The sequence below is a fragment of the Luteibacter sp. SVR4-7G genome, from assembly GCF_056755555.1.
Genome location: NZ_JBPGXO010000015.1, coordinates 13,509 through 33,283 on the forward strand (window position 1 = coordinate 13,509; position 19,775 = coordinate 33,283).

Sequence of the window (19,775 nt, forward strand, 5' to 3'; positions counted from 1 at the left end):
TGGCGATGTCGGCGGTGCTGAACTGGTTCGGCCGCACGCGGCTGAATACGCGCGTGTGGATGGTGATGACGGTCGTCGTGCTGGGCCTCCTGGCCCAGACGGTGATGTCGGGTGTGGAAAGCCGGCGCGTGCAGATGCGCCGGCTGGAAGATACGCTCGCGCAGCATGTCGCGGCGGCCGCTGCGATCGCGGAGTCCTTCCGCCTGCGTGCCGAGAAGGGCGAGATGAGCGTCGACAAGGCCAGGGCCGAGGCGCTCCAGGACATCGAGGCGATGCGCTGGGCCGAAGGCTCCGGCTATGTGTTCGCCTTCGATTCGTCGTTGAGGATGCGCATGCATCCGCTGCGCCATGCCGACATCGGCAAGGACATCCGCGACGACGTCGACGGCAAGGGTTTCCATCATTACGAGGCGATGCTGGCCGCCGACGGCAAACAAGGCCATGGCATGACGCGCTACACGCAGATCATGCCCAAGACGAAGGAACTGAGGGACAAGATCAGCTACTCCACCTGGTACAAGCCCTGGGATCTCCATTTCGTATCCGGCGCGTACTTCGAGGACATCGATGCCAACTTCGAGGCGCAGCTGAAGAGCGATCTCCTGAAGTCGGGGCTCATCGCGCTGCTTGCGTTGTTCATCGTGTGGTTCTCCATGAGCAGCATCCGCGCGACGGTCGGCGGCGAACCGCGGGACGCCGTGGTCATCGCGGGCCGCATCGCCGGCGGCGACCTTCGTGCCGACGGCTCCGCGGCTTACACGCCGGAAAGCCTGCTTGGCGCGCTGGAACGCATGCGCGGCACGCTGGCCTCCATCGTGGCCGAGGTACAGCAGGGCGCGCACGTGGTTTCCACCACGTCGGGCGAGATCGCCCGGGGCAATGACGACCTCTCCCATCGTACGCAGGAGCAGGCCTCGAGCCTCGAAGAAACCGCCGCGTCGATGGAAGAGATGACCGCCACCGTCCGCCAGAACGCCGACAACGCCCTGGCGGCGGACCGGCTGTCGCGCCACGCGCGCGGCGAGGCGGAGAAGGGTGGATCGGTCGTCGCCCAGGCCATGGGCGCCATGCAGCAGATCGGCGATTCGAGCCGCCGCATCGGCGACATCGTCGGCCTCATCGACGACATCGCTTTCCAGACCAACCTGCTGGCGCTGAATGCGGCAGTGGAAGCGGCCCGTGCCGGCGAGCAGGGCCGCGGTTTCGCCGTCGTGGCGGCCGAAGTGCGCCGCCTGGCACAGTCCAGCGCCGCGGCCTCGCGCGAGATCAAGGGCCTCATCGCCGAAAGCAGCGAACGCGTCGAGGCGGGGACCGCGCTGGTGGAGCAATCGTCGCTCGCCTTGCGCGACATCGTCGACAGCGTGAAGAAGGTGACCGACATCGTCGCGGAGATCGCCGCGGCCAGTGCCGAGCAATCGTCGGGCGTCGACCAGGTGAACCTCGCGATCGCGCAGATCGACCAGGTGACGCAGGAGAACGCGGCGCTGGTGGAAGAAGCCGCCGCCGCGGCGAAATCGATGCAGGACCAGGCGAAGTCGCTGCGCGAGCAGGTGGCGTTCTTCACCGTCGACGACGATGGGAAGGCGCAGGAAGTTGCGGATCGCGCGGCGCACGACCTGAAGTTCGGTCACCGGACCGCTGCGACGACCGCCGCGCCTGCCTGGGCCGAATTTGCCTGACACGCGCAGGTATCGACCGTGACTTCACGGCGGTCTGGACACTCTAGGTGAGCACGGGAAGACCCGTAGCTCACCTGGGAGTCCATCGTGGGGCGTGTGAGGCGACATCATCCGGCGACGTTGTTCACTGCGTTCCTGTTCACGCTCGTCGGTGCCGCGACCTTGCTCGGTGGCATCAAGCTCGTCGGCCTCGATGGCTCCGCCTATTACCTCGTCGCCGGTGCGATCACCGTCGTGGTGGCCGCGCTTCTGCTGTTCCGCATGCGCGCGGCGGTTCCGCTCTACGGCCTGCTCCTGATCGGAACGGCGGCGTGGTCGGTATGGGAAGTCGGCCTCGACTGGTGGCAACTCCTGCCGCGCCTCGACCTGTGGTTCGCGCTCGGCCTTTGGCTGGCGCTGCCCTGGCCGCGGCGAGGGCTCCATCGCGACCGCATCTACGAGACCTCGCGCCGTACCGGAGGCGCTTTCCTGCTTGCCTCGCTCTTCGTCGTCGCGCTCGTCGGCCTCGCGGGTGCGCTGCACCCCGAGCGCGACCTGCCAGGCGAACTGCCGATGGGGGCGCTCGCGAACCCCCAGGGCGATCATGCGTGGCGTCCCGATGGCGACTGGACGGACTATGGCGGCTCCTCCTATGGGCAGCGCTATTCGCCGCTGAAGCAGATCACGCCCGATAACGTCGGCCGGCTGCAGGTCGCGTGGACGTTCCGGACGGGCGACCTGCCGGGGCCCGACGATCCCACCGAAACGACAGCGGAAAACACGCCGCTGAAGATCGGCGACACGCTCTACCTCTGCACCCCGCACAGCAAGGTCATCGCGGTGGACGCGGCTACGGGCCAGAAGCGCTGGGAGTTCGACCCGAAGATCCAGAGCCCCGTAGGTTTCAAGCACTGGGAGCACATGACCTGCCGCGGCGTGTCCTACCACGACGATGCAAGGTACGCGTCCGCGGCCGCTCCGGCTTCCACCCCTGCCGTATGTCCGCGCCGGTTGTTCCTGCCGACGGCCGATGCGCGCCTGATCGCCATCGATGCGGATTCCGGCCGGCCCTGCGGCGACTTCGGCAACGGCGGCACGGTCGACCTGCGCGCGAACCTCGGCCCCTTCACGCCGGGTGGCTACTACGCCACGTCACCGCCGGCGGTCACGAAAGACCTGGTGATCATCAGCGGCCACGTCACCGACAACGAATCGACGAACGAACCGTCGGGCGTGGTCCGCGCGTTCGACGTGCACGACGGCCACCTCGTGTGGAACTGGGATCCCGGCAATCCCGATGCGACGGAACCCATCGCGCCGGGAGCGTTCTACACGCGCAACTCGCCGAACGTATGGTCGGTCTTCAGCGTCGACGAGGATCTGGGCCTCGTCTACCTGCCGATGGGCAACGAGACGCCCGATCAGTTCGCCGGGCAGCGCAAGCCCATGTCCGAAAAGTACGGTGCCGGGATCGTGGCGCTGGACGTGGCGACCGGCAAGGTGAAGTGGAACTACCAGTTCACCCATCACGATCTGTGGGACATGGACATCGGCGGCCAGCCGACGCTCATGGATCTGCAGACGGCGGAGGGGATGAAGCCTGCGCTGCTCGCGTCGACCAAGCAGGGCAGCGTCTATGTGCTCGACCGCCGCGACGGCACGCCGATCGTCCCCATCCGCGAAGTGCCGCGCCCGCAGGGTGCGGTGCCGGGCGACCATACCGCGCCGACCCAGCCGCTCTCCGACCTCAATTTCGCGCCTCCAGACCTCCACGAGAAGGACATGTGGGGAACGACGCCGCTCGACCAGCTGTGGTGCCGCGTGCGTTTCCGCTCCCTGCGCTACGACGGCATGTTTACGCCGCCGTCGGAGCAGGGTTCGCTTGTGTTTCCGGGCAATTTCGGCGTATTCGACTGGGGCGGCGTCTCGGTCGATCCCGCGCGCCAGCTCATGCTGATCAATCCCAGCTACATGGCTTTCCAGTCGCGGCTGATCCCGCAGGCGAAGCTAGAGAAGATGGAACTGAGTCCGGCGAAGAGCGAAATGGAAGGCGTGAAGAAAGCGGCGGGCATACCCTATGCCATCGAGCTCTCGGCCTTCCTTTCGCCGCTGGGTATTCCCTGCCAGGCACCGCCGTGGGGCTATGTGGCAGGCGTCGACCTGCGCAGCATGAAGATGATGTGGCGGCACAAGAACGGCACCATCGTCGACAGCGCGCCGCTGCCGATTCCGATGCCTCTGGGTGTGCCGAGCATGGGCGGCATGGTGACGACGGCGGGTGGCGTCACCTTCCTGTCGGGCACGCTCGACTACTACATCCGCGGCTACGACGTGCGTACGGGCCGCAGGCTGTGGCAGGCGCGCCTGCCCGCGGGCGGCCAGGCCACGCCGATGAGCTATGCCGACAGGACCGGGCGCCAGTACATCCTGGTGACGGCCGGCGGCCATGGCTCCCTGGGGACGAAGCAGGGCGATTGGGTGATCGCCTACGCGCTGCCCAAATAACCCTCAGGCTGTCTTCTTGGGGTCCGGAAGCAGCGCCGCCAGCAACCCGATCGCCGGCAGGAATGCGCAGATCGAATACACCGACTCGATGCCGATGTGGTCGGCCAGTTCGCCGAGCACCGCGGCGCCGAGGCCGCCCATGCCGAACGAGAAGCCGAAGAACAGGCCGGAGATCATCCCGACCTTCCCCGGTACCAGTTCCTGCGCGAACACCACGATCGCCGGGAAAGCGGAAGCCAGGATCAGCCCGATGGCGATCGCCAGCGGCGCCGTCCATAACAGGTTGGCGTGCGGCAGCAGCAAGGTGAACGGAAGCGCGCCGAGGATCGAGAACCAGATGACATGCTTGCGGCCGAAGCGATCGCCCAGCGGTCCACCGAGGATCGTGCCGACCGCCACGGCGCCGAGGAACGCGAACAGGTAGTACTGCGCGCTTTCCACCGATACGCCGAAGCGATGGATCAGGTAGAAGGTGAAGTAGCTCGTCAGGCTCGCGAGGTACACGTACTTCGAGAAGATCAGCGCGAGCAGCACGGCGATGCCACGCCGCGCTTCCGCACTGGCCGGCACGGCGTCGTGCTGCGTGCCGCCGCCCGTTTTCAGGCGCGGCAGGCCGTGATGTCGATACCACTGGCTGACGTTCCACAGCACCGCGCAGGAAAGCAGCGCGAGCAGGGCGAAGAAGGCCAGGCTCGACTGGCCCCAGCGCACGACGACGAGCGCCGCGGCCAGCGGCCCGAGTGCCTGGCCGGCGTTGCCGCCCACCTGGAACAACGACTGCGCGAGGCCGTGTCGCCCGCCGGACGCCATGCGCGCGACGCGCGACGATTCCGGATGGAACACCGACGAGCCCATGCCGAGCAGGGCCGCGCCGACGAGCAGGATCGGATACGCGTGCGCCTTCGAGAGGACCAGCAGGCCCGCGAGCGAGAACAGCGTCCCCGCGGGCAGCGCGAGCGGCGTCGGGCGCCGGTCCGCGTACAGCCCCACGAGCGGCTGCAGGATCGACGCCGTGATCTGGTAGGTGAGGGTGATGAGGCCGATCTGGCCGAAGTCGAGCTGGAAGTCCGTTTTCAATCCCGGATAGATCGCCGGTAGCAGCGACTGCATCATGTCGTTGAGCAGGTGGCAGAAGCTGATCGCGAAGATCACGCCGAAGACGGTCGTGTCCGCGCGACGGCCGTCCAGCGCCGCGTCGACGGGGGCTTGCATGGGGCATTCCTGGGGCTTGGGGAGCCAATATGAGAACACGCGACGGACGACGAGGCCACTGCCTCCCTATCCGGTGCACTCAGCGCGGATGATGCATTCCACGATGTCGGCCGGCGGCGGCCCGATGTCGACGCGGAGGGCCTCGTCCCCGGCGGGCTCCTCCAGCGCCGCCAGCTGGCTGTCGAGCAGCCCCGGGTCGAAGAAGTGTCCGCCGCGCCCGCCCAGCCGCTCGGCCAGCAGGTCACGAGGACCGCGCAGGTACACGAAACGCACGTCGTCGTGGCCGGATCGCAGGAAATCGCGGTACCGCCGCTTCAAGGCGGAACAGGCGAGTACCAGCGATTCGCCGGCTGCGCGGCGCCGATCCATCTCGGCCACGATGGCAGCGAGCCAGGGCCAGCGGTCGGCATCGTCGAGCGGCACGCCGCGGGCCATCTTGTCGCGGTTGGCTTGCGGATGCAGGCTGTCGCCGTCCACGAAGGGCTGGCCCAGCCGCGTGGCCAGCGCCTCGCCGATTGTGCTCTTGCCGCTGCCGGAGACGCCCATGACGATGGTGATCATGCGCTGCAGCTTGCCGCGAAGCAGGCCACTGAACCATGAACGGCATCGTTTACCATTAGCCCATGGACATCATCGACCTGCGCAGCGACACCGTCACCCGGCCCACCGACGCCATGCGCGAGGCGATGCTCCGCGCACCCGTGGGCGACGACGTATACGGCGAGGATCCCACCGTCAACACCTTGCAGGAACGCCTGGCCGCCGACCTCGGTTTCGGCGCGGCGCTGTTCGTGCCGACCGGCACGCAGAGCAACCTGCTTGCGCTCATGAGCCATTGCGAGCGCGGCGACGAATACATCGTGGGCGCGGATGCGCATACCTATCGCTTCGAAGGCGGCGGCGCCGCGGTGCTGGGCTCGATCCAGCCGCAGCCGATTCCGCAGGACGCCGATGGCACGCTGCCGCTGGACAAGGTCGAGGCATCGATCAAGCCGGTTGATCCGCATTTCGCCCGCACGCGCCTCCTGGCGCTCGAGAACACCTGGCATGGCCGGCCGCTGCCGTTCGACTACCTGGCCACGGCGCGCGAAGTCGCGACCCGCCGCGGCCTCGGCTTCCACCTCGACGGCGCGCGCCTGTACAACGCGGCCATCGCCTATGGCCGCACGGCTCGCGACGTGGCCGCACCGTTCGACAGCGTGTCGGTGTGCCTGTCCAAGGGGCTGGGCGCCCCGGTCGGTTCGGTGTTGCTGGGCGATGCCGCGCTGATCGAGCGTGCGCGGCGGTGGCGCAAGGTGGCCGGTGGCGGCTGGCGGCAGGCCGGCATGCTCGCCGCCGCGGCCATGTACGCGCTGGACCATCACGTGGAACGGCTGGCCGACGATCACGCGCGCGCCGCGCGCCTCGCGGACGGTCTGCGCAAGGTCGACGGCCTCGAGGTGAAGGGCTGCCACACGAACATGGTGTTCGTGGACGTGCCGGCGGCGCGCCTGAAGGATCTCGCCACGCATATGACGGCGCACGGCGTGAAGCTCAGCATCGGTTACCTGCCGTCGATCCGCATGGTGACCCATCTGGACATCGACGATGCGGCGATCGAGCGGACGATCGCTGCCTTTGCATCGTTTTCCTATTGATGTAGGAGCGCGCCCTGCGCGCGACATGTTTTGAGGCCGTGACTCGGAGCTGACGCGCCAGCTTAGGGACAGGCGCGAAAAGATGTCGCGCGCAGGGCGCGCTCCTACGGGCGCGGGGCCATGAGCTTGCGTTGCAGCGAGTAGAGGATGGCGGCATCCGTCGTGTCGAGCGGGGCGTCGCCCTCCATCGCGCGGTAGTGGCGGTGGAACGCGGCGATGGCCGTGCGCGGGTTGGAAACGTTGTACCCGACGAGCCGCATGGCCGCGAGGCTGTCGAAGCCCGGCGGCGCGGGAATCAGCACGGCATCGGGCCACAGGCCGAACCCGTAACTCGCCAGCGTGGCCCATGGGAACAGGGCGCTGGGGTCGTCCTTGCGGCCCGGTGCGATGTCGCCATGCCCGACCACTGCCTCGCGTGGAATGCCAAGACGCGACGTGAGGTCCGCGAGCAGCTTCACCAGCGACTGGATCTGCGGCTGGGTGAAGGGCGAATGCCCGTCGTTGTCGATCTCGATGCCGATGGACGACGAATTGAGGTCGGTCATCCCGGCCCAGCTCGAGGCACCGGCGTGCCAGGCGCGATCGCCGTCGTCCACCAGCTGGTCGATACGGCCATCGGCTTCCACCAGGTAGTGGGCGCTGACCTGGCCCTCGCTGTTGCGCGTGCTGAGTACGCGCAGCGATTCCTGCGCGTTGCCGATCGAAGTGTGGTGCAGCACGATGATCTGGGCCTTGCGCGCGTTGTAGTTCGGCGAAGGCGTCCAGTGGGCCAGGGGACTGCGCTGAGGCGGAACGCGCGGCGCGGTGGCGCAGCCGGCGAGCGCGGCCAACGCCGTCGCGGCCGCCACGACGCAAAGCCCGCGCAGGGTGACGGCGCGCCCCGTCATTCGACGCGAAAGTCGCTGCTGGTGATGACCCAGGCGATCTCGTCGCCCACGTCGCCCGTATCGTTGAGCGAGGCCACCACGATCTGCAGATCGACGCAGTCGTGGCCCTCCGAGAGCCACTCGGTCTTTTCCAGGGCCATGCCGCTGCCGTTCAGCGCAAGGCGCAGGGATTCGAGGTCGGTGGCCAGCAGCTCGATGCCTTCGTGGACCAGATGGCCGCCGAGGACCTCGATGTCGCACAGCTTGTCATCGAGGAAACGGAGGCGAAGCCATTCCGAACCGTCGCGGCCGAGGTACTCGTCCTCGTCGTCCCACATGGAATCCCCATTTGGCTTCGCCCAGCCGAGCGCCTGGCGCAGCCTGGCGCGTGGCATCCCGAAGAAGATGTCGGTGTCGTCGCGACGAATGCCTCGACCGGGGACCAGCTCGCATTGTTCCATGGCGTACCTCGTCAGATGGCGCGGGAGACGTGTCCCTAAAGCATGACGGTAGAAGGATGCGACGGAACAGCCGGTTCCGTCCACGTCACTTCAGCGTTTATGGTCACGGCCCAGGTAGTCCTCGCTCTGCATTTCAATGAGACGCGATTCGGTGCGGCCGAACTCCGCCCGGAGCTTCTTGCCGTCGTACAGCTCGGTGATCGGGGCGGCTGCCGACAATACCAGTTTCACGTGCCGGTCGTAGAACTCGTCGACCAGGAGGACGAAACGCTTGGCCTCGTTCTCGGTGTAGATGGTGAACTGCGGCACGTTGGAAATGACCACCATCGGATACGCCTTCGCCAGTTCGATGTAGTCGGCGACGGCGCGCGGGCCTTCGCACAACGCGGCGAAGTCGAACCATACGATGTTGTCCGCGCGCTTGCGCACCGGTACGTCGCGACCCTGCAGGTGGATCGTGCCGTCTTCGACGATCGTGCCCTGGGCCTGTCCGGTAAAGATCCGGGAGAGCGAACGCTCGGCTTCCAGGCCCGGCGGCACGAGGTACACGGGCGCCTGGCTCAGTGCGCGCAGGCGCCAGTCGTGCGGCGAGACCATCTCGTGGACGACGCAATGTTTCTCGATGGCGGCAATGGCCGGCAGGAAGCGGGCCCGCTGCAGTCCATCCTTGTACAGGCCGCCGGGCGGCGTGTTCGACGTGGTGACGAGGCTGACGCCGCGGGCGAAGAGGCCTTCGAGCAGGCCGGCGAGGATCATGGCGTCCCCGATGTCGGAGACGAGGAACTCGTCCAGGCACAGCACGCGGCATTTCGCGGCGAGGCGCTCGGCCACGTCGTCGAGCGGATTCTGCCGGTCGCCGAGTTCGCGCAGCATCGCGTGCACTTCCAGCATGAAGCGATGGAAGTGCCGGCGCAGGGCGAGGCCCGGCGACAGGCTCGACACGAACAGGTCCATGAGAAAGGTCTTGCCACGGCCCACGCTGCCCCAGAGATAGAGGCCGGGCACGGTCTTGCGCTGCTCGTTGCCGAGCATGGTGCGCAGCCGGGCGAACAAGCCGCCGTTGCCGGGCTCCGCCGTGCACAGCGCGGCATGCAGCCGGTCGAACTCGGCGATCACCGGCAACTGGGCCGGATCGGATTCCCAGCGGTGGCCAGCGATGCCGTCCCGGTAACGTTCGCCGGGACTCGCTTCCGTGCAGCTCATACGTTGCGCGGTCCCGGCAGCCAGTCCTTCACGGCGTTCTTGATCACGCCGCGCAGATCCATGAGCCGGCGATGGAAGAAATGGCTCGTGTCTTCCATCCTCACCAGGTGCGGGCGGTTCGCTTCGGGAAGGCCTTCCACCCAGTCGTAGACCGCCTGCGGTTCCACGATCTCGTCCGCATCGCCCATCACCACGAGCCAGGGGCAGGAGGGCAGTTCCACCTGCGAGAAGTCCCAGCCGCGGCCTGCGGCGGGCGGCGCAATGCTCACCAGCGCATTGGCGCCGAGCTTCACGGCGTTGCGCAGGGTCACGTAGCTGCCAAAGGAGAAGCCGGCCAGCCACAGCGCGGCGCCGGGGCGCGTCTTGCGCACCCAGGCGACCACCGCCGCGAGGTCCTCGCTCTCGCCCTGGCCGCTGTCGAAGGCGCCCTCGGACCGGCCGACGCCGCGGAAGTTGAAGATGACGGTGTCCAGGCCCGACTCGCGCAGCGAGCGCTCGATCATGGTCACCACCTTGTTATGCATGCTGCCGCCGTCGGTGGACAGCGGATGGCAGACCACGGCCACGCCATGGCGTGCGACATCGGCCGGAGCGGGCTTGGCCTCGCATTCCAGCTTGCCCGCGGGACCGGCGAGCGCGAAGCTCATGTTCTCGGCCGGAAACTGTTCCGGCGCTGCAGGTAGAAGATCGCTCATGTCCGCCATGATACCCGCTGACCGCTTCCCTCGCGGCGAGGCCACGCGATGAACGTGCTGGCGCACGCCCTCCTCGCGGGTGGCGACATGGCGCTTCGCCTCGGCGGGGCGATGGGCGATTTCGTCCATGGGACGCCGGACGAGGCGCTGCCGAAACGGGTGCGCGACGGCATCTACCTCCATCGTGCCATCGACACGTTCACGGACAGCCATCCCGAGGTGAGGGCGGCCCGCGAGCGCATGCCCGCGCCGTTCCGGCGCTATGCGGGCATCCTGCTGGATGTCTGGTTCGACCACCTCCTCGCACGCGACTTCGCGGCATGGAGCGACATGCCGCTCGGAGCGTTCTCGGAGGGTCTGCGCATGGAGCTGCATGCCGCGGAAGCGATGCTGCCCGAGGGGCTCAAGCGATTCCTTTCCTATATGGATCGCCACGACCTGCCGGCGGGCTATGCCAGGATCGAACGCGTGGAGGGCGCCCTTGCGGGCATCTCGCAGCGCTTGTCCCGGGCCAATCCCGTCGCCGACAGCGTGCCGGTCCTGCAGTCGCAGGCCACGGAACTCGAAAGAACTTTCGCCCGGTTCTTCCCCGATCTCCGGGCGTTCGCCGCCGCCCGCGCCGCGACCTTGTAGGAGCGCGCCTGCGCGCGACGGTTTTTCGCGAGGAGCGACAGGCCGTGTAGCTCAAGGCCCCAAAAGCTGTCGCGCGCAGGCGCGCTCCTACAAAGGAGGGCCCGGACGCGGCCAGCAAAAAGGCCGCGATCGCTCGCGGCCTTCCTTTGGGACATGACCGGCGGCTTACTTCGCCTGGTCGGCCATCCACTTCACCGTGTTGCTGACCTGCTCGTCGGTGAGGGCCGGGTTGCCGCCCTTCGCCGGCATGTGGTTGCCGTCCGGACCCGTGTAGCCCTCGATGGCGTGCTTGGTGAGGGTGGCCAGGCCTTCGGCGATACGCGAGGCCCAGGCGCCCTTGTCGCCGAGCTTCGGGGCCCCCGCCACGCCTGCGGTATGGCAGCTATGGCAGAGGTTGTCGTAGATGGTCTTGCCGTCGGTGCTGCCGCCGTAGGCGACCTGCGAGGCGGCGGCCTTGGCGGCGGCTTCCTGGGCGGCCAGCATCGCGGCGCGGCCCGTGTCGCCGGCATAAACGCCGCCGACGGGGGCGATCCGGGCCGCCGTGCGCTTGGCTACCGCCGGATCCTGTTCCTTCGGAATGTTGCTGTAGATGGCATAGGCGATGACCATCAGGACGAGGGCCAGGACACTCAGGCCGGCGGTCAGCCATGAGAACTGACGCATGAAGTTCTGGTCGGACTTGCTCGGAGAACCGCTCACGCATTGACTCCACTGATTTTGGGTGTGCCGTCCCCCTCCCCGGGATCCGGCGTGCCTGCCGGCCGCTACGCGGCGTCGAACCCAGCGAGTATAACGGAACCTCCGCGCGAGTCAGCGGTCTCGATTCCGCCGTCTGTAGGGGAGGGGCCGGGGGACATGTCGTCAGTCATGCCATACCCCTGTCAACCGGCATTGTTCAACTTCGTTCCCGTACACCTATATTGGCGCCGTCTATCATTGAGCCTTTGGGGGTATAAACCCCTGTGGCGCAGGGCGCATCGGACGGGATCGTAAGGCCGTCCGGCTATTCATCTGGGAGTGTTGCATGTCGCGTTTTTGGAAGATCGCGCTGGCGGTCATCGTGGTTCTGGTGATAGCGGGCATTTTTGTCGTCCCCCGCCTTGGCCACCATGCTGGCGACGCCAATGCACAGGGCAAGCCGAATGGGGAGGGCCAGGGCGACCAGCCGCCGGTGCCCGTGACCGTCGTTCCGGTCGCGTCGCAGGACGTGCCCGTCTACCTCACTGCCACCGGCACCGCCCAGGCGCGCAACTCCGTGGTCGTGCGCCCGCAGGTGGGCGGCCAGCTGATGAAGCTGAACTTCCAGGAAGGCCAGGAAGTGAAGAAGGGCGACGTGATCGCCGAGATCGATCCGCGCACGATCCAGTCGCAGTACGACCAGGCCATCGCGAAGCTGCGTCAGGACCAGGCCGCCGCCGCCACGGCGAAGAACAACCTGGAGCGTTCGCAGAACCTGGTCAGCAAGGGCGGCCAGCAGTACGTGTCCAAGCAGGACCTGGACAACCTGAAGAACACGCTCGACCAGGCCAACGCCACGGTGGTCGCCGACCAGGCCTCGATCCGCGCCTCGCAGGTGCAGCTCGGCTTCACCAAGGTGCTCGCGCCGATCGACGGCCTTGCCGGCATCCGCGCCGTGGACGTGGGCAATATCGTCTCCACGACGGACACGATCGTGACCCTCACCGAGGTCCACCCGATCTACGTGTCGTTCAACCTGCCCGAGAAGAACCTCGACCTGGTCCGCCAGTCCATGCGCGCAGACCCCGCCACGCCGCTGGAAGTGGATGCCCTCGATCGCGTCGACGCGCACGTGGTGGCCACCGGCAAGCTGGACGTCATCGACAACACCATCGACACCACCACGGGCACGTTCCGCCTGCGCGCGCTGTTCGACAATGAGAAGACCGAACTCTGGCCGGGCCAGTTCGTCAATGCGCAGGTCAAGGTCCGCACGGTGAAGGGCGGTCTCGTCGTGCCTGCGCAGGCGGTGCAACGCGGTCCCGACGGCGATTACGTCTACCTCGTGCAGGGCGACAACACGGTCAAGATGCAGCCCGTTGAAACCGCCAGCGAAGTGGGCGACAGCCATGTGCTGCTGAGCAAGGGCGTGAAGCTAGGCGAGAAGGTGGTCACCGAAGGCCAGTTCCGCCTGAAGCCGGGCTCGAAGGTGCAGCCGCTGGCCCCGGGCCAGGTGCCTGCCGCGCCCACGGCAGAGGAATTGCAGAAGGCGACCGCGAAGAAGGGCCGCCAGGGCGGCGGACGCCGCGGCGGCTGATAGCGCGCGGCGCGCCCGCCACGGGCGCGCCGCCCACGGACCGCAAGGTCCAGACACCAGGATCACAACGTGGGTTTTTCGACACTCTTCATCCGCCGGCCGATCGCCACGTCACTGCTCATGGTGGCGGTGCTGCTGCTTGGCATCCTCGGCTACCGCCAGTTGCCGGTGTCGGCGCTGCCGGAGATCGACGCCCCGAGCCTCGTCGTCACCACACAGTATCCCGGGGCCAGCGCCACCACGATGGCCGCGCTGGTCACCACCCCGCTGGAGCGCAATTTCGGCCAGATCTCCGGCCTCAACATGATGAGTTCCGACTCGTCGGCCGGCCTGTCGACGATCATCCTGCAGTTCAACATGGACCGCGACATCGACATCGCGGCGCAGGACGTGCAGGCCGCGATCAACCAGGCGCGCGGCACGCTGCCGAACAACCTGCCGTATCCGCCGGTATACAACCGCGTGAATCCGGCCGATGCGCCGATCATGACGCTGATGCTCACCTCGGACACCCGTCCGCTGCGCGACGTCAACAACTATGCCGATTCGATCCTGGCGCAGAAGCTCGCGCAGGTGCAGGGCGTGGGCCTGGTCTCGATCGCCGGCAACGTGCGTCCGGCCGTGCGCATCCAGGTGAATCCGGCGCAGCTGGCCAACCTCGGCCTCACGATGGAGGACGTGCGCAGCTCGCTCACGCAGGCCAACGTCAACGCGCCCAAGGGCACGCTCAACGGCAAGACCCAGTCCTACAGCATCGGCACCAACGACCAGCTGGTCGACGCCGCCGAGTACAAGGGCACCATCATCAGCTACAAGAACGGTGCGCCCGTGCGCCTGTCCGACGTGGCGAACGTGGTCGACGGCGTGGAGAACGACCAGCTCGCCGCCTGGGCGAACGGCAAGCCGGCCGTGCTGCTCGACATCCGTCGCCAGCCCGGCGCGAACATCGTGCAGACGGTGCAGCAGATCCGCCAGACCATCCCCGACCTGCAGAAGGTGCTGCCGGCCGACGTGCACCTGAAGGTGTTCTCCGACCGCACCATCACCATCCGCGCGTCGGTGGAAGACGTGCAGTTCACCCTGATCCTCACGATCTGCCTCGTGGTGGCGGTGATCTTCGTCTTCCTGCGCCGCCTGTGGGCCACGGTGATCCCCTCGGTGGCCGTGCCGCTGTCGCTGATGGGCACCTTCGGCGTCATGGCCTTCGCAGGGATGTCGCTGGACAATCTCTCGCTGATGGCGCTCGCGGTCGCGACAGGCTTCGTGGTCGACGACGCGATCGTGATGATCGAGAACATCGTCCGCTACATCGAGCAGGGCCAGGACGCGAAAACCGCGGCCGAGGTCGGCGCGAAGGAAATCGGCTTCACGGTGCTGTCGCTGACCGTCTCGCTGATCGCCGTGTTCCTGCCGTTGCTGCTGATGCCCGGGGTCACCGGCCGCCTGTTCCACGAGTTCGCCTGGGTGCTGACGATCGCGGTGGCGATCTCGATGCTGGTATCGCTGACGCTCACGCCGATGATGTGCGCGTACCTGCTGAAGGCCGACCAGCTTCCCGATGCCGACGACGCGCACGAGCATGCCGCCGCGGCGGGCAAGCACACGACGTGGTCGCGCATCGTCGAAGGATACGGCCGCAGCCTGGACTGGGTGCTCGACCATCGTCCGCTGACCATGCTGGTGGCGGCGCTCAGCGTCGCGCTCACGGTGTTCCTGTATATCGTGATCCCGAAGGGCCTGCTCCCCGAGCAGGACACCGGCCTCATCACCGCCGTGGTGCAGGCCGACCAGAACGTCGCCTTCCCGCAGATGGAGCAGCGCACCAAGGCCGTGGCCGACGCGCTCGCGAAGGATCCCGCCGTGGCTGGCGTGGCCGCGTTCATCGGCGCCGGCTCGATCAATCCCACGCTCAACCAGGGCCAGATCTCGCTGGTGCTGAAGGATCGCGGCGACCGTGACGGTCTCGACGAGGTGCTGCCGCGCCTGCAGAAGGCGGTGGCGAACATCGCGGGCGTGGCCTTGTACCTGAAGCCAGTGCAGGACGTGACGCTGGACAGCCAGGTCTCGGCTACCGAATACCAGTATTCGATGTCGGACGTGAATTCGAGCGAGCTTTCCGGCTACGCGCAGCAGATGACTTCGGCGTTGCGCAAGCGGCCCGAACTGGCCGACGTGGACAATAACCTCGCCGACAAGGGCAACGCGCTGAAGCTCACCATCGACCGCGACAGTGCCAGCCGCCTCGGCGTGCCGGTGCAGACGATCGACGACACGCTGTACGACGCGTATGGCCAGCGCCAGATCTCCACCATCTTCACCCAGCTCAACCAGTACCGCGTGGTGCTGGAGGTGTCGCCGGAATACCGCAACAGCACGGACCTGCTGAACAAGCTCACCGTGCGTGGCAACGGCAACGGCGCGCTCACCGGCTCCAACGCCACCAGCTTCGGCCAGCTCGCATCGAGCAACTCGGCCACGCCCGCGGGCATCGGCAACACCGGCAACGTGGGCTTCCAGGTCGGCGCCGGCGGCACGATTCCGCTTGCCGCACTGGCCAGCGCGCAGGTCACCAGCGCGCCGCTGGTGGTGAGCCACCTGCAACAGCTGCCCTCCGTGACGATCTCCTTCAACCTCGCGCCCGGCTATTCGCTTTCCAGCGCGGTGGACGCCATCCACGAGGTGGAGAAGGAGCTGAACTTCCCGCCGCAGGTGCGCGGGCAGTTCATCGGCAAGGCCGCCGAATTCTCGTCGTCCGTGGGCGACGAGGTGCTGCTGCTCCTCGCGTCGATCATCGTGATCTACATCGTGCTGGGCGTGCTCTACGAGAGCTACATCCACCCGCTGACGATCATCTCCACGCTGCCGCCGGCCGGCGTGGGCGCGTTGCTGGCGCTGCTCCTCTGCGGCATGAGCCTGTCGGTGGACGGCATCGTGGGCATCGTGCTGCTGATCGGCATCGTGAAGAAGAACGCGATCATGATGATCGACTTCGCCATCGAGGCGAAGCGCACCGGTATGAACGCTGCCGACGCGATCCGGCGCGCCTGCCTGCTGCGCTTCCGCCCGATCATGATGACCACGGCGGCGGCGTTGCTCGGCGCCTTGCCGCTGGCGCTGGGCAATGGCATCGGCTCGGAGCTGCGCAAGCCCCTGGGTGTCTCGATCGTCGGTGGCCTCCTGCTCTCGCAGCTGGTGACGCTCTACACGACGCCGGTGATCTACCTGTACATGGAGCGGTTCTCCGACTGGCTCGCCGAGCGCAAGCGACGGCGCGCCCTGGCGCACGGCGCCGAACCCCAAGCCGCGGGCTGATGACGCCCACCGGGGGGACGCTGGAACGACCCCATTCGCCGGACGGTTCGCCGCCCGGCGAAACCTTTTTGCGGCTGGCGCGTTAGGGACCGGATGCCCAGCACTCCCATGCTCCCCATAAGCCTTCCCGTGCAATGAATATCTCCGGCCCGTTCATCCGTCGCCCCATCGGCACGTCGCTACTGGCGATCGGCATCTTCGCGGTCGGCATCATCTGCTACGCCCTGCTCGGCGTGGCCGCGCTACCCAACATCCAGTTTCCGGCGATCTTCGTCCAGGCTTCGCAGTCCGGGGCGGACGCGAGCACGATGGCCTCCACCGTGGCCGCGCCGCTGGAACGCCACCTCGGTCAGGTCCCGGGCGTGGAGTCGATGCGCTCGAACAGCTCCGAGGGCAGCACCTTCGTGCTCCTGTTCTTCCAGAACGGCGTGAACATCGATTCGGCCGCGCGCGACGTGCAGGCGGCGATCAACGCGGCCCAGCCCGACCTTCCCAGCGGCCTGCTGAACCAGCCTTCGTATACCAAGGCCAATCCGAACGACGATCCGATCATCGTGCTGGCGCTCACCTCGGACACGGTGGCGGCTACCGACCTCTACAACGTGGCGGATTCGGTACTGGCCCAGCGCCTGCGCCAGCAGGAAGGCATCGCCACGGTCGACATCGCCGGCAGCGCCACGCCCGCCATCCGCGTCGACGTGAACCTGCGCGCGCTGAACGCCATGGGTCTCTCGCCCGACCAGCTGCGCAATGCGCTCACGGCGGCCAACGTCACCTCGCCGCAGGGTTTCCTCAGCGACGGCCACACAACCATGGCCGTGACCGCGACCGATTCGCTGCACAAGGCGGACGAATTCGCGAATCTCATCATCGGCGTGAAGGACGGCGTGCCGATCCGCCTGTCCAACATCGCCAAGGTCTACGACGGCCAGCAGGACGCCTACCAGGCGGCCTGGTTCAACGGCAAGCCCGGCATCCTGATGTACGTCTACAAGAAGGCGGATGCCAACGTCATCGAGACGGTGGACCGGGTGAAGAACCTGATGCCGCAGATGCGGACCTGGCTGCCCGCCGGCGTGCAGCTGAATTCGTTCTTCGACGGCACGCCCACCATCCGAGCCTCGCTGCACGAGGTGCAGGCCACCCTGCTGATCAGCCTCGCCATGGTCATCATGACGATGGCGCTGTTCCTGCGCCGCCTGGCGCCCACGCTGATCGCGGGCTGTGCCGTGCCGCTCTCGCTGGCCGGCGCGTTCATCGCGATGTACGCCTTCGGCTATACGCTCAACAACCTCACGCTGCTGGCGCTGGTCATCGCCATCGGCTTCGTCGTCGACGATGCCATCGTGGTCATCGAGAACGTCATCCGCCACATGGACGAGGGCATTCCGCGTTTCGAGGCGGCTCTGCTCGGCGCCCGCGAGATCGGCTTCACCATCGTCTCGATCACCGGCTCGCTGATCGCGGTGTTCATTCCCCTGCTGCTGGCGCCCGGCGTCATCGGCATGTTCTTCAAGGAATTCACCGTCACCCTGGTCTCGGCCATCGTCGTCTCGGCGCTGGTGTCGCTGACCCTCACCCCATCGCTGTGCGCCCACTTCCTCACCGCGCACAAGGACGACAAGCCGGAGTCCCGCCTGGGCCGCGCGCTGGAGCGCGGGCACGCGCGCCTGCTCGGCATGTACCGCCGCGCGCTCGACTGGACCCTGCGCCATGCCCTGCTGATGGCGCTTACGCCGCTGGTCCTCGTCGGCGTGACCATCGTCCTCTTCGGCATGGTGAAGGGCGGCTTCTTCCCGCCCCAGGACACTGGCCTGATCGGCGCCCGCGCGACCTCGAGCTCCACCGTGTCGTTCGGCGAAATGAAGACGCGCCAGGCCCGCCTGACCGAGATGCTGCTGGAAGACCCCGCCGTGAAGGCGGTTGGTTCGCGCCTCGGCACCAGTCGTACGGGCTCCACCGGCTCCTTCAACATCGAGTTGAAGACGATGGCCGAGGGTCGCAAGGAAAGCACCTTCGACGTGCTGGACAGGCTGTCGACGAAGGCGAACAAATACCCCGACCTCAACCTGCGCCTGCGCCCGATCCAGGACCTGCCCACCGGCGGGGGCGGCGGCAGCTCGCAGGGTGGCCAGTATTCGGTGTCGCTGAAGGGCGACGACGTCGCCGAGTTGCAGGAGTGGATACCGAGGCTGGTCGACGCGCTCAAGAAGAACCCGATGCTCAAGGATGTCGGCAGCGACATCGACGCCGCGGGCTTGCGCCAGAACATGGTGATCGACCGCGATACGGCGGCACGCCTCGGCGTGGGCATCGGCGACATCGATGGCGCGTTGTACAACGCCTTCGGCCAGCGCGCGGTATCCACCATCTATTCCGACATCAACCAGTACCGCGTCATCGTGAACGCCTTGCCGCAGATGGCGGCGACGCCCGAGTCGCTCAACCAGATCTACGTTCGCTCGAGCTCCGGGGCCATGGTGCCCATCTCCGCGGTGACGCGGCAGGAGCCTGGCCTCGCGCCCACCCAGATCGTGCACGAGGACCAGTACACGAGCATGAGCGTGAGCTTCAACCTCGCTCCCAACGTGAGCATGGGCGAGGCGATGGAGATCATCCAGAAGACGGTGGACGGCATGCGCATGCCCGGCGACATCCGCCTCGATACGGCAAGCAGCTTCGGCCGCTTCCAGCAGGCGCAGAGCAACATGCCGCTGCTGATCCTCGCCGCGATCGTCGTCGTCTACCTCCTGATGGGCATGCTCTACGAGAGCCTCATCCATCCGGTGACGATCATCTCCACCCTGCCGGCGGCGGGCGTGGGCGCGCTGGCCGCACTGGTCATCACCGATACCGAACTCTCGGTGGTCGCGATGATCGCGCTGGTGCTGCTCATCGGCATCGTGAAGAAGAACGCGATCATGATGATCGACTTCGCCCTGGTCGCCCAGCGCGAGCATGCGCTGAGCTACAAGGAGGCGATCCGCGAGGCCTGCCTGGTCCGCTTCCGTCCGATCATGATGACGACGATGGTCGCCATCCTCGCCGCGACGCCGTTGGCGATCGGCCTGGGGGAGGGTGCGGAACTGCGCCGTCCACTCGGCATCGCGATGATCGGCGGCCTGGTGATCTCGCAGAGCCTCACCCTGCTGTCGACCCCGGCGCTGTACGTGATCTTCGCCTGCCTGTCGGAGCGGTGGAAGGCGCGCAAGGCGCGGCGGAGGGAACGCCGCCAGGCCGCTCTGGCGAGGGCCCAGTAGCCCCGGCTGCGCCGGACCTGTAGGAGCGCGCCTGCGCGCGACATCCTTTGGGGCCGTG

At 67.2% G+C, this 19,775-nt stretch carries 14 protein-coding genes; 7 read left to right on the top strand and 7 right to left on the bottom strand.

All coding sequences use genetic code 11. The annotated features are described in order from the left end of the window. Window positions 1-5: 5 nt before the first annotated feature. Together ACR9ZH_RS07720 and ACR9ZH_RS07725 are read left to right on the top strand one after the other, a co-directional pair. Window positions 6-1,679 (top strand): methyl-accepting chemotaxis protein, encoded by a 1,674-nt coding sequence (locus ACR9ZH_RS07720; protein WP_481290176.1) that lies wholly within the window; start codon window positions 6-8, stop codon window positions 1,677-1,679. Between the two features lie 120 nt (window positions 1,680-1,799). Beyond that, on the top strand, window positions 1,800-4,163 hold the full coding sequence (locus ACR9ZH_RS07725) for a glucose/quinate/shikimate family membrane-bound PQQ-dependent dehydrogenase (protein WP_481290177.1): 2,364 nt from the start codon (window positions 1,800-1,802) through the stop codon (window positions 4,161-4,163). 3 nt (window positions 4,164-4,166) lie between these two features. On the opposite strand, the gene ACR9ZH_RS07730 is transcribed toward ACR9ZH_RS07725, so the two are convergent. After that, entirely contained in the window at window positions 4,167-5,375 is a 1,209-nt protein-coding gene (locus tag ACR9ZH_RS07730; RefSeq protein ID WP_481290178.1) for an MFS transporter, read from the bottom strand. 66 nt (window positions 5,376-5,441) lie between these two features. After that, window positions 5,442-5,936, bottom strand: a complete 495-nt coding sequence (locus ACR9ZH_RS07735; protein WP_481290179.1) for a gluconokinase — start codon at window positions 5,934-5,936, stop codon at window positions 5,442-5,444. 62 nt (window positions 5,937-5,998) lie between these two features. Here ACR9ZH_RS07735 and ltaE point away from each other — a divergent pair, with 62 nt between their 5' ends. After that, a complete protein-coding gene (gene ltaE, locus ACR9ZH_RS07740; RefSeq protein WP_481290180.1) occupies window positions 5,999-7,012 on the top strand; it encodes a low-specificity L-threonine aldolase in 1,014 nt (337 codons plus the stop codon). 104 nt (window positions 7,013-7,116) lie between these two features. Here the strand turns inward: ltaE and ACR9ZH_RS07745 are convergent, their stop codons facing one another. From ACR9ZH_RS07745 to ACR9ZH_RS07760, 4 genes are all read right to left on the bottom strand, one after another. Beyond that, a complete protein-coding gene (locus ACR9ZH_RS07745) occupies window positions 7,117-7,899 on the bottom strand; it encodes an N-acetylmuramoyl-L-alanine amidase (RefSeq protein ID WP_481290181.1) in 783 nt (260 codons plus the stop codon). Further along, window positions 7,896-8,339: a hypothetical protein gene (locus ACR9ZH_RS07750; protein ID WP_481290182.1), complete on the bottom strand. Its 444-nt coding sequence runs from the start codon at window positions 8,337-8,339 to the stop codon at window positions 7,896-7,898. Before ACR9ZH_RS07750 ends, ACR9ZH_RS07745 begins: the two co-directional genes overlap by 4 nt. 90 nt (window positions 8,340-8,429) lie before the next feature. Beyond that, entirely contained in the window at window positions 8,430-9,542 is a 1,113-nt protein-coding gene (gene zapE / locus ACR9ZH_RS07755; RefSeq protein WP_481290183.1) for a cell division protein ZapE, read from the bottom strand. Then, the gene (locus ACR9ZH_RS07760) at window positions 9,539-10,237 is read right to left on the bottom strand and encodes an alpha/beta hydrolase (RefSeq protein ID WP_481290184.1); all 699 of its coding nucleotides are present in this window, start codon (window positions 10,235-10,237) and stop codon (window positions 9,539-9,541) included. The genes zapE and ACR9ZH_RS07760 overlap by 4 nt, the downstream gene beginning before the upstream one ends. A 48-nt stretch (window positions 10,238-10,285) precedes the next feature. Here ACR9ZH_RS07760 and ACR9ZH_RS07765 point away from each other — a divergent pair, with 48 nt between their 5' ends. Next, entirely contained in the window at window positions 10,286-10,870 is a 585-nt protein-coding gene (locus ACR9ZH_RS07765; RefSeq protein WP_481290185.1) for an acyl carrier protein phosphodiesterase, read from the top strand. Between the two features lie 165 nt (window positions 10,871-11,035). Here the strand turns inward: ACR9ZH_RS07765 and ACR9ZH_RS07770 are convergent, their stop codons facing one another. Then, on the bottom strand, window positions 11,036-11,533 hold the full coding sequence (locus ACR9ZH_RS07770; RefSeq protein WP_481290234.1) for a c-type cytochrome: 498 nt from the start codon (window positions 11,531-11,533) through the stop codon (window positions 11,036-11,038). A 361-nt stretch (window positions 11,534-11,894) separates the two neighbouring features. Here ACR9ZH_RS07770 and ACR9ZH_RS07775 point away from each other — a divergent pair, with 361 nt between their 5' ends. From ACR9ZH_RS07775 to ACR9ZH_RS07785, 3 genes are all read left to right on the top strand, one after another. Further along, complete coding sequence (locus ACR9ZH_RS07775) at window positions 11,895-13,145, top strand: efflux RND transporter periplasmic adaptor subunit (protein WP_481290186.1); 1,251 nt, start codon at window positions 11,895-11,897, stop codon at window positions 13,143-13,145. A 69-nt stretch (window positions 13,146-13,214) separates the two neighbouring features. Then, window positions 13,215-16,457 (top strand): efflux RND transporter permease subunit, encoded by a 3,243-nt coding sequence (locus tag ACR9ZH_RS07780; RefSeq protein ID WP_481290187.1) that lies wholly within the window; start codon window positions 13,215-13,217, stop codon window positions 16,455-16,457. 134 nt (window positions 16,458-16,591) lie between these two features. After that, complete coding sequence (locus ACR9ZH_RS07785; protein ID WP_481290188.1) at window positions 16,592-19,717, top strand: efflux RND transporter permease subunit; 3,126 nt, start codon at window positions 16,592-16,594, stop codon at window positions 19,715-19,717. The last annotated feature ends 58 nt before the right edge of the window (window positions 19,718-19,775 follow it).

What these genes read in the sequence shown, in the direction of transcription:
- ACR9ZH_RS07720 (WP_481290176.1), top strand. Translation starts at nt 6, where the DNA reads ATGTCGGCGGTGCTGAACTGGTTCGGCCGCACGCGGCTGAATACGCGC.
- ACR9ZH_RS07730 (WP_481290178.1), bottom strand. Translation starts at nt 5,375, where the DNA reads ATGCAAGCCCCCGTCGACGCGGCGCTGGACGGCCGTCGCGCGGACACG.
- ACR9ZH_RS07735 (WP_481290179.1), bottom strand. Translation starts at nt 5,936, where the DNA reads ATGATCACCATCGTCATGGGCGTCTCCGGCAGCGGCAAGAGCACAATC.
- ltaE (WP_481290180.1), top strand. Translation starts at nt 5,999, where the DNA reads ATGGACATCATCGACCTGCGCAGCGACACCGTCACCCGGCCCACCGAC.
- ACR9ZH_RS07745 (WP_481290181.1), bottom strand. Translation starts at nt 7,899, where the DNA reads ATGACGGGGCGCGCCGTCACCCTGCGCGGGCTTTGCGTCGTGGCGGCC.
- ACR9ZH_RS07750 (WP_481290182.1), bottom strand. Translation starts at nt 8,339, where the DNA reads ATGGAACAATGCGAGCTGGTCCCCGGTCGAGGCATTCGTCGCGACGAC.
- zapE (WP_481290183.1), bottom strand. Translation starts at nt 9,542, where the DNA reads ATGAGCTGCACGGAAGCGAGTCCCGGCGAACGTTACCGGGACGGCATC.
- ACR9ZH_RS07760 (WP_481290184.1), bottom strand. Translation starts at nt 10,237, where the DNA reads ATGAGCGATCTTCTACCTGCAGCGCCGGAACAGTTTCCGGCCGAGAAC.
- ACR9ZH_RS07765 (WP_481290185.1), top strand. Translation starts at nt 10,286, where the DNA reads ATGAACGTGCTGGCGCACGCCCTCCTCGCGGGTGGCGACATGGCGCTT.
- ACR9ZH_RS07770 (WP_481290234.1), bottom strand. Translation starts at nt 11,533, where the DNA reads ATGCGTCAGTTCTCATGGCTGACCGCCGGCCTGAGTGTCCTGGCCCTC.
- ACR9ZH_RS07775 (WP_481290186.1), top strand. Translation starts at nt 11,895, where the DNA reads ATGTCGCGTTTTTGGAAGATCGCGCTGGCGGTCATCGTGGTTCTGGTG.
- ACR9ZH_RS07785 (WP_481290188.1), top strand. Translation starts at nt 16,592, where the DNA reads ATGAATATCTCCGGCCCGTTCATCCGTCGCCCCATCGGCACGTCGCTA.